General features: G+C 48.3%; 8 protein-coding genes. All 8 read left to right on the forward strand.

Annotation, left to right across the window (positions count from 1 at the left end; all coding sequences use genetic code 11):
- Positions 1 to 262: 262 nt before the first annotated feature.
- The 8 genes from QZ209_RS00005 (at position 263) to QZ209_RS00040 (ending at position 9161) form a co-directional block, all read left to right on the forward strand.
- Positions 263 to 895, forward strand: a complete 633-nt coding sequence (locus QZ209_RS00005; RefSeq protein WP_366515720.1) for a LysE family translocator — start codon at positions 263 to 265, stop codon at positions 893 to 895.
- A gap of 155 nt (positions 896 to 1050) precedes the next feature.
- Positions 1051 to 2325, forward strand: a complete 1275-nt coding sequence (locus tag QZ209_RS00010) for a DUF1015 domain-containing protein (RefSeq protein ID WP_294343118.1) — start codon at positions 1051 to 1053, stop codon at positions 2323 to 2325.
- 282 nt (positions 2326 to 2607) lie between these two features.
- Positions 2608 to 3039, forward strand: coding sequence for a tRNA (adenosine(37)-N6)-threonylcarbamoyltransferase complex ATPase subunit type 1 TsaE (gene tsaE / locus QZ209_RS00015; protein ID WP_294343120.1), 432 nt, complete (start codon positions 2608 to 2610; stop codon positions 3037 to 3039).
- An 8-nt stretch (positions 3040 to 3047) separates the two neighbouring features.
- The gene (gene tsaB / locus QZ209_RS00020; RefSeq protein ID WP_294343121.1) at positions 3048 to 3761 is read left to right on the forward strand and encodes a tRNA (adenosine(37)-N6)-threonylcarbamoyltransferase complex dimerization subunit type 1 TsaB; all 714 of its coding nucleotides are present in this window, start codon (positions 3048 to 3050) and stop codon (positions 3759 to 3761) included.
- A gap of 354 nt (positions 3762 to 4115) precedes the next feature.
- Complete coding sequence (gene rsfS / locus QZ209_RS00025; RefSeq protein ID WP_294343123.1) at positions 4116 to 4529, forward strand: ribosome silencing factor; 414 nt, start codon at positions 4116 to 4118, stop codon at positions 4527 to 4529.
- Positions 4530 to 4632: 103 nt separating this feature from the next.
- Positions 4633 to 7110, forward strand: a complete 2478-nt coding sequence (gene gyrA, locus QZ209_RS00030) for a DNA gyrase subunit A (protein WP_294343124.1) — start codon at positions 4633 to 4635, stop codon at positions 7108 to 7110.
- Positions 7111 to 7134: 24 nt separating this feature from the next.
- Positions 7135 to 7359 (forward strand): CDGSH iron-sulfur domain-containing protein, encoded by a 225-nt coding sequence (locus QZ209_RS00035; RefSeq protein WP_294343130.1) that lies wholly within the window; start codon positions 7135 to 7137, stop codon positions 7357 to 7359.
- 104 nt (positions 7360 to 7463) lie between these two features.
- Positions 7464 to 9161 (forward strand): CTP synthase, encoded by a 1698-nt coding sequence (locus tag QZ209_RS00040; protein ID WP_294343131.1) that lies wholly within the window; start codon positions 7464 to 7466, stop codon positions 9159 to 9161.
- The last annotated feature ends 360 nt before the right edge of the window (positions 9162 to 9521 follow it).

A 9521-nucleotide genomic window follows, 5' to 3' on the forward strand; every position in this document is an offset into this window, starting at 1 on the left:
CTACTTGTGGGAGCTCTCTTTGTTGTTTCCGAAACGGGGGAAAGTGTGATGCCGAAAAAGTCGTGATTCATGCAGGAGAGCAGAGTATAATTTGAAAAACAGCTGCACCGGCGAATGCTGATGCTCAGGTATTCCGATGTCCGTATCATTATTGTGTTGAGCACAATGGAACAAAAATGATGGAAAAGGGGTTTTCGGTCAGCGACTTCATCGGTAATTATCTCCGAAAACGTTTGAATATGGATTTCTTCAATACTATCCTGTGATGCCCGTAGAGTCTCTTTTCACTTTTCTATTTGCTTCAGTGTTGCTTGCGCTAGTACCCGGACCGGATAACATCTTTGTCCTGACTCAGGCAGCGCTATATGGTAGAAAAGAAGGTATTCAGGTGACACTTGGGCTTTGTACGGGTCTTGTCGTTCATACTTCGGCTGTTGCTTTAGGGGTGGCAGCGATTTTTCAGGCTTCAACAGTTGCGTTCACCGGTTTAAAAGTCATCGGCGCAGTGTACCTGCTTTATCTTGCCTGGCAGGCTTTTACAGCATCCGCGTCTCTCTTGGAAGACGGTAAGTCCAATAAACTTTCGGGACTGCAGCTTTACCGGCGTGGCATTATCATGAATGTCACGAACCCGAAGGTATCGATCTTTTTTTTGGCATTTCTGCCTCAATTCGCGATCCCTGAAAACGGTCCGGTTGCGCAGCAGATGTTCATGCTCGGCGCACTTTTTATTCTGGTTACGCTGGTTGTCTTTGGGGGGATCGCTTTGTTGGCAGGTACTCTGGGTGCCTGTTTAAAGCGGTCGCCCAGAGTCCAAAATTACCTGAATCGTATTGCGGGGATTGTATTTATTGGGTTGGCTATGAAAATATTCACTGCCAATAAAGGGGTATAACTGTTGTTTTCCATGGTGAGCTGAAAAATCGAGAGGCATTCTGCTCGATCTATCAATTCAGAGAACAGATATTGGCCGGTCGTTTACACGGCATTTTTTATCTTGAGGAAGCAGTGTACAAGGCATTGTAAAAAAGAATAAAAAGTAGAACAATCATGCCTGAAATCCGTCCTTTCAAGGGTTTGCGGTACGATCCTGAAACCGCAGGTGACATGGGATCTATCATCTGTCCGCCCTATGATATCATTCCTCCCGCCATGCAGCAGGAACTGTATGACCGTTCAGGGTACAATGCGGTGCGGCTGGAGCTTCCGAAAGAGGATGACCCCTACGGGGCAGCGGCAGAGCGGATTGTGCGGTGGATGCAGAACGGGATTCTGAAGCAGGATGACGAGTCCGCGCTCTACCCCTACTATCAGACCTATACCGACCCTGAAGGAAACACCTATACCCGGAAAGGTTTTTTCTGTGCGTTGCGTCTGCACGAATTCAGCGAAAAGAAGGTATTGCCGCATGAGCGGACGCTTTCCGGGCCGAAAAAGGACAGGTTGAACCTGTTCAAAAGGACACAAGCCAATATCAGCAGCATTTTCGGGCTCTATGCCGACGAAAAGTTACAGGCGGACAAGGCGATCGAGGAGTTTGCTGTAACGCATGACCCTGAGGTCGATGCTGTATTTCAAGGCGTCAGGAACCGGCTTTGGAAGATGACGGATCCCGATGTTATCGCAACGGTACAGCAGGTGTTGCTCGACCGTCAGGTTTATATCGCTGACGGACATCACCGTTATGAAACAGGGGTGAATTACCGTAACCTCCGTTCCGAGGAAAATCATTCGCATACCGGTGACGAGCCGTATAATTTCATTCTGATCTACCTCGCCAACATCTTTGACGAAGGGCTCATTATCTTTCCATTACACAGGATGGTACATAGTCTCGGAAGGTTCAGTCCGGAAGGTTTGATCGATACCTTGAGCACCCACTTCGAGGTGAAACCTCTCGGCGGTAGAGAAGAGCTGAGGCACTACCTTGAAAGTGAATCTTCAAGCCATGTTTATGGTGTTGTCACTTCGGAGGGGATCTGGGGAATCAAGATGAAAGATTCTCCTGAAACGCTTCTTGGCGACTCGGTACCCGCTCCGCTCCTGCAGCTCAGTGTTGTTGTTTTACATGAACTCATTCTGCACCGGGTTCTCGGCATTACGCCGGAGGCGATGCGCAGCCAGACGAACCTCGTCTACGAAGAGGACGATCGTCAGGTATTCGATGCCGTGGCACACGGTGGTATCCAGGTCGGTTTTGTCGTCAAGGCGACAACCGTTCAACAGGTGCTCGATATTTCAGGAGAAGGAGAAGTGATGCCGCAGAAGTCGACGTATTTTTACCCGAAGATCATGACAGGTTTGGTGATGCATAGGCTTATGTAATGGCAAAAGGAAAACGTCAAAGGTCAACAGGGTTCCTTCGGTACGGAAATGTGAGGCCATGAACCTTACTGTGCCTGTTGTAGGTTTCTTGTTGTGATAAATCTTTTATAATATGCCGGTCAAAAGGGTGCTTTCTTTTTGAGTTAATAGCATATTAGTGAGTGGCCAATGTATGGAAAAGCGTCAGCATCTATCGCGTCAAGCCAGTTTTTGTCTTGCTCAATGGTGATATGATGGTTTCAGATATTTTACTTTTGACCTTTGAATTTTGACTTTCCTTCCATGAAAGAATTCTTTTCCCGTTCGGTTGAAGAGACCCGTGAATATGCGCGGCAGTTTGCAGCGGGATTGTTGCCAGGGGATGTTGTTTCTTTGAGCGGTAACCTGGGTGCCGGAAAAACCGAATTCATGAGAGGAATTGCGCAGGTGTTCAACTGTGACGATCAATTGACGAGTCCTTCCTTTTCAATTTTCAATATTTACAAGGGGCGTTTGAAAGACTCACCGGTGAAGCTGCAGCATTTCGATCTTTATCGCATCGAGTCCCCTATCGAGCTTGAAGGACTCGGTTTCGGTGAATACATTGCAGGAGATGCAATATCCGTTGTGGAATGGGGTGAAAAATTTTCCGATGAACTTCCCGATAATGCAAAAAAAGTATTTATTGAGGCCGTAGGAGAAAGCGAACGGCGTATCGTCGTACGTAATCCTTGAAAAGCTTTTTGTCTGTTTTTTTTGATTTTGACTTTTTCCATTTGACTTTTTCTCACAAGATTCTTGCAATAGAATGCACGCATCGATGCATCAGTATTGCGGTTGGTGCTCCTGATGGGGTTGTCGAGGAGACGATCTGGGAGTGGCAGCGGACTGCGGAATCAATTGTTCCCCTCGTCGACAAAGTACTTGCCGCGGCAGCGATAGCCATAAGTGATATCGATCTTCTTGCACTTTCCTCCGGCCCCGGTTCTTTTACCGCGTTGCGTATCGGTATGGCTACGGCGAAAGGGCTCTCTTATGGAACTGATGCCCCACTGGTTACGGTTTCAACCATGGAAGCTCTTGCCAAATCAGCACGTGAGCATGTCGATACTCCTTTTCTGGTGCCGGTTATCCCTGCAAGAAAGGGTGAGTTTTATTATGCTCTCTATGCTTCGAAAGATGGTGGGTTTGAAGAGATCGGGGAGAAGACTTATGCTCCTGTTGAGCGCTTGAAAGACTTTCTTGAGTTGAGACGGGGGCGCTGTACCGTTGTCGCAAGAGAGATTGCTCCACTACAGGAGGTTTGTCTGGCTGGCGGTGTTGGTGCTGTAGAAGCTGATTTTTTTACAGCGGCATCGCTCATTCCTCTTGCGAACAAGCAATATACGGCAGGAGAGATCTCCTCTCTGGAAACGCTGATTCCTGATTATCAGCAGAAATTCCGTCCAAAAAGGTAAGGTCGTACGCGTAATAGGTAATAGGTGAGCAGGTAATGGGTAATGGGGGACACGGGACAGTGAATTTGCCTGGATATCGCATCAATTGTTCTGTGATGATCCAGTGGTACCGAGAGGGTGGTGATCGTGGCCTAAGCAGGATTTTTCATTTCTAAGATTCAAGAATTATTGAACCCGTTCATGCGTTACGTTTGTTGTTGGAGTTGGTGATACTCTTTATACGAGGATGCCCGCAAAGTAGCGACTTCGCAAAGCGTTGATTATTAGTATATTTTAATACAGCAACTTATGGGGTACTGGGTTCTTCGAAAGACCTGAAATCAAGTTTTTTTTAATTGAGTAAAACGGAGGTTTATGGCTGAGCTGATTCGTGAAGACGATAAGAGACTGGATGTGAGAGAGGTTACTTTAAGCGAACTGCTGGCGAAAAGAGCGGCAGAATTATCGCAGGAGAAAAAATGTGAAGAGGTCATGGTGCTTGATGTCAGGGAGTTGACGAGCGTCACGGATTTTTTTGTGGTTGCTACGGCTGATTCCGAAAGAAAAGCTAAAGCAGCCTATGAGCACATTGTCAATGAACTGAAGCAAGACGATGAACGTCCTTTACATATCGAAGGGGCCGATTCGTTGCATTGGATTTTGATTGATTATGTCGATGTCGTGGTTCATATTTTCATGCCCGATGAACGGAAATTTTACGATCTCGAGTCACTATGGGGAGACGCTCCGAAGGTACAACTTAACAGTACGGTTGCAGAAGGTTTGTAAGGTGTTGAAACAAGCGGCCTGATGCTTTTCCTTTAGAGGTCTATTTTATTACATTGTCCCCGTTGGTTTTTCTTTTTTCATTCACATAGTTACAAGCACGAACATGCAGCGCGACAAGATTTTACCGATCAGCATAGAAGATGAAATGAGGGACTCCTACCTCGATTACTCCATGTCGGTTATCGTCAGCCGGGCGTTGCCGGATGTTCGTGACGGTCTCAAGCCGGTCCACCGCCGGGTGCTTTACGGCATGCATGAACTTGGCCTGCAGGCAGGAAAGTCCTATAAGAAATCCGCCCGTGTGGTTGGTGAAGTGCTTGGTAAGTTTCACCCCCATGGCGATGGTGCCGTCTATGACAGTATCGTACGCCTGGTCCAGGATTTTTCCATGCGTTATCCGCTGATCGACGGACAGGGTAACTTTGGTTCGATCGACGGCGACTCCCCCGCTGCCATGCGTTATACCGAGGTTCGCATGAAAAACGTAGCAGGTGAGATGCTCAAGGACCTGGAAAAGGAAACGGTTGATTTTGCTCTCAATTTCGACGATTCGCTCGAGGAGCCGACAGTACTGCCTTCTGCAATGCCGAATATGCTGGTCAATGGCGCTTCGGGTATCGCAGTCGGTATGGCGACCAATATTCCTCCGCAGAATCTCAACGAGGTGGTTGACGGGTTGATCGCAATGATTGACAATCCTGATATTACCATTGATGAAATTATGGAGCATGTTACTGCTCCTGACTTTCCAACCGGCGGAATTATCTACGGATACGAGGGGGTCAAGCAGGCTTACAGAACCGGTCGTGGACGTGTGGTTATCCGTGCAAGAGCTGTTGTTGAGGTGACCCAGAAAAACGGAAGAGAATCGATTATCGTGACCGAGCTTCCCTACCAGGTTAACAAAGTACGGCTCATAGAAAAGATCGTCGATCTGATTCACCAGAAGAAAATCGAAGGTATTGCCGATATCCGTGACGAGTCCGATCGTGACGGTATGCGACTTGTGATCGAACTGAAGCGAGATGCCGTCGCCAAGGTGGTGCTGAACCATTTGTACAAGCATACGCCGATGCAGGATACCTTTGGTGTCATTCTGCTTGCTCTGGTCAACGGGGTGCCGAAAGTGCTTACCCTGAAGGAGATGATGCAGGAGTATCTCAAGCATCGCAATGAGATTATTCTTCGCAGAACCACCTTCGAACTGGCAGCTGCCGAAAAGAAAGCGCATATCCTCGAAGGTTTGAAAATCTGTCTCGATAACCTCGATGAGGTCATCTCCACGATTCGACAGTCTCCCAATGCAGCAGTGGCTCAGGAACGGCTTATGGAAAAATTCGGGCTGACCGAAGTTCAGTCGAAAGCTGTTCTGGAAATGCGACTCCAGCGCCTTACCGGTATGGAGCGCGATAAAATTGAAAAGGACTATAACGAAACCCTTGCACTCATCGAAGAGCTGCGTTTTATTCTTGCAAATCCTGAAAAGCAGATGCAGATCATCAAGGGTGAGCTGCTGAAAGTCAGGCAGGTTTATGGCGACGAGCGACGAACAGAAATCAGGCCGCAGGAAGGTGAGTTCTCCATCGAGGATATGATCGCACAGGAGGATGTTGTCATCACTGTTACGCACGAGGGTTTCATCAAGCGTTTCCCGGTTTCGGGATACCGTCGCCAGGCCCGTGGGGGTAAGGGGGTAACCGGAGCACAGGCCAAGCATGAAGATTTCGTGGAGCATATGTTCGTTGCCTCCACGCACAACTATATTCTTTTCTTTACCAACAGGGGCAGATGCCACTGGCTGAAAGTCTATGAAATTCCGGAAGCTGGACGAGCGGCAAGGGGAAGGTCTCTGGCAAATATCATGGAGCTGCAGCCGGGTGAGATGATTCGGGCATATATCAACGTAAAGAATTTCGATGATTCTCTTTTCATCGTTATGGCTACATCCAGGGGTATCATTAAAAAAACCGAGATCGAAGCGTTTTCCCGGCCTCGCCGTAACGGTATTGCCGCTATTACGATAGAAGACGGCGACGAGTTGATCGATGCTCGTCTGACCGATGGCGAACACGATATTATCATGGCGAAGAATTCGGGCTATGCGGTCCGTTTTGCTGAAAAAGATGTCCGTCCGATGGGAAGAACGGCGATGGGTGTTAAGGGTATAACCCTGGACGAGGATGAGCATTGCATTTCCATGGTGACATCGAAACGTTCCGATACCTCTCTTCTCGCTGTTACGGACAACGGATTCGGCAAGCGCAGTAAAGTTGAGGACTACCGGCTCACGCGCAGGGGTGCGAGAGGAGTCATCACTCTCAAAGCGCACGAGAAAGTCGGTAGCCTTGTTGGCCTGCTCGATGTCAATGACAGCGATGATCTCATTATTATCACTGCCAACGGTATTGTCAATCGTCAGCATGTATCCAATATCAGGCTCACCGGTCGTAACACCTCAGGAGTGAGACTTGTTCGGCTCATGGAAGGTGATACGATCTCTGCTACTGCGAGAGTGCCGAAAAACGGGGATGAAGAGGTTGGCGACGGCCCGGAGGAGCAGATCGAGCTTTTTGATTCCTGAGGCTAGTTAACACAGGAGGTGGTTATGGACAAGAGAACAGAGCCTTATATTCTGCATGAAGAACCCGGATTGAAAAAGTATTGTGCATGCGGGTTATCGAAAAACAAACCCTATTGTGATGGTTCTCATCATGGAACAGGCATGCACTCGTACAAGGTAGAGATCGAGGAGAAGAGAACTGTTGCGATATGCGGTTGCGGCCAGTCGAAGAGCAAGCCTTTCTGTGATGGCTCGCATTTGTCATTGTAGTATTTGAGAGAATTACAAGACAGCCGTTTGTTCTGAGAGAATTCGACAGCATGGCAATGCCGTGCTTAGTGAAACGATCAACTTTGGAAAACACCGTTACTGTTATGGCACGACCGAAAAACGTAAAGCATATTTTTGTTACAGGAGGGGTTGTCTCGTCTTTAGGCAAGGGTATTTTGTCTGCTTCCCTTGGACTGCTTCTGAAGTCACGAGGCCTTCGTGTGGCGATACAGAAATACGATCCATATATAAACGTTGATCCCGGGACGATGTCGCCCTACCAGCATGGTGAGGTGTATGTTACCGATGATGGTGCAGAAACGGATCTCGATCTTGGGCATTATGAGCGGTTTCTTGACGAGCCGACGTCGCAATCGTCGAACCTGACGATGGGTAGGGTCTATAAATCAGTTATTGACAAGGAACGCCAGGGAGACTACTTGGGCGGTACCGTTCAGGTGGTCCCTCATGTGATCGACGAGATCAAGGAGAAAATGAACGAGCAGGCGAAAAACGGCAGTCTGGATATACTGATTACCGAGATTGGCGGTACTATCGGTGACATCGAGTCGCTGCCTTTTCTCGAAGCCATGCGTCAGTTGAAGCTGGATCTGGGCCCGAAAAATCTCCTGAACATCCATTTGACCCTCGTGCCTTACATCAAGGCGGCCTGTGAACTCAAAACCAAACCAACGCAACACAGTGTCAAGATGTTGCTTGAAACCGGGATTCAGCCGGACATTCTTGTTTGCCGGAGTGAGAAACCGCTTTCAAGAGAGATTAAAAACAAGGTAGGGCACTTCTGTAACCTTCATGAAGCCGATGTCATCGGGCTGAACGATTGCGGAACAATTTATGATGTGCCGCTGATGCTGCTGAACGAACAGCTCGACAAACGTGTGCTGAAAAAACTCAATATCAAGAAATACAGGGATCCGGAGCTTTCATACTGGCGGGACTTCTGCAACAAGGTGAAGCACCCGACGGATGGAGAGGTGACGATCGCGATATGCGGAAAGTATACTGAATATCCCGATGCGTACAAGTCTATTCTCGAGGCTTTTGTTCATGCAGGAGCAATGAACAACATCAAGGTGAATGTCAGACTGCTCAGGGCGGAAGATGCTGAGGAAAACGGCGGTTGCAGTCCAGATTTTCTGAAAGGTGTTCATGGTGTGCTGGTTGCGCCCGGTTTCGGTGACAGGGGTATCGAAGGCAAGATCAGTTTCATTCGCTATGCTCGTGAAAACAATATCCCGTTCCTGGGAATATGCCTTGGTATGCAGTGTGCGTCGATTGAGTTTGCCCGGAACGTGTGCGGTTTCAGTGAAGCAAACTCCACCGAATTCAATAAACGGTGCCGTCAGCCGGTCATTGACCTGATGGAACACCAGAAAAAGGTCAAGGAAAAGGGCGGAACCATGCGACTGGGCAGCTATCCCTGTATTCTCAAGGAGAACACCAAGGTGCACAAGGCTTACGGCAAGTTTCTTATCAACGAGCGGCACCGCCACCGTTACGAGTTCAATAACGAGTACCGTGAGCTGTTCGAAAAAAATGGCATGTTGTTTTCCGGAACATCTCCTAACGGTGATCTTGTCGAGATTATAGAACTCAAGGATCATCGCTGGTTTGTCGGCGTACAGTTTCACCCTGAGTATAAATCGAGGGTTCGCAGCGTTCACCCCCTCTTCAAGGGGTTTGTTGAGGCGGCAAAAGAATTTGCCCACGGATCGCGTCAACTTTCCTTCGAGCCCGATGCTCTGCCGCTGGAGGCGTCCGAGCCATCGGTTGAACGATGAGGAACGCAAGGTGCACGGAATGCGCTCACATATCGCGTTTTTTGTGTGCTGGATCCCACCTCTCTATAGGCTTCATTCGTTCTATATGAGGCCTATAGAGTAATCCACTGACGGGTATCTGCGTTACCTATCTCCTGCATATTTACGAAAACTGTTCAACAGCTCGAACATTCAATAAATCAACAGGTTGTTGACTTCTGAACTCCTGCTTCTTTTTTTCCTTTTTTTCTGTTTTTTGTTTGGAGGTAAAAGGTTCTTTTTCTACATTAAGAGCCCGTTGAAGGAAGCGGGCTGGTTCGAGAGGGCCAGGTGTTCTGTACCAAGCATGAGAGAAGGGAAAACGAAAGAATCGCGAGCTGC

This window comes from Prosthecochloris sp., assembly GCA_015482705.2.
In the GTDB taxonomy this organism is placed as follows: domain Bacteria; phylum Bacteroidota; class Chlorobiia; order Chlorobiales; family Chlorobiaceae; genus Prosthecochloris.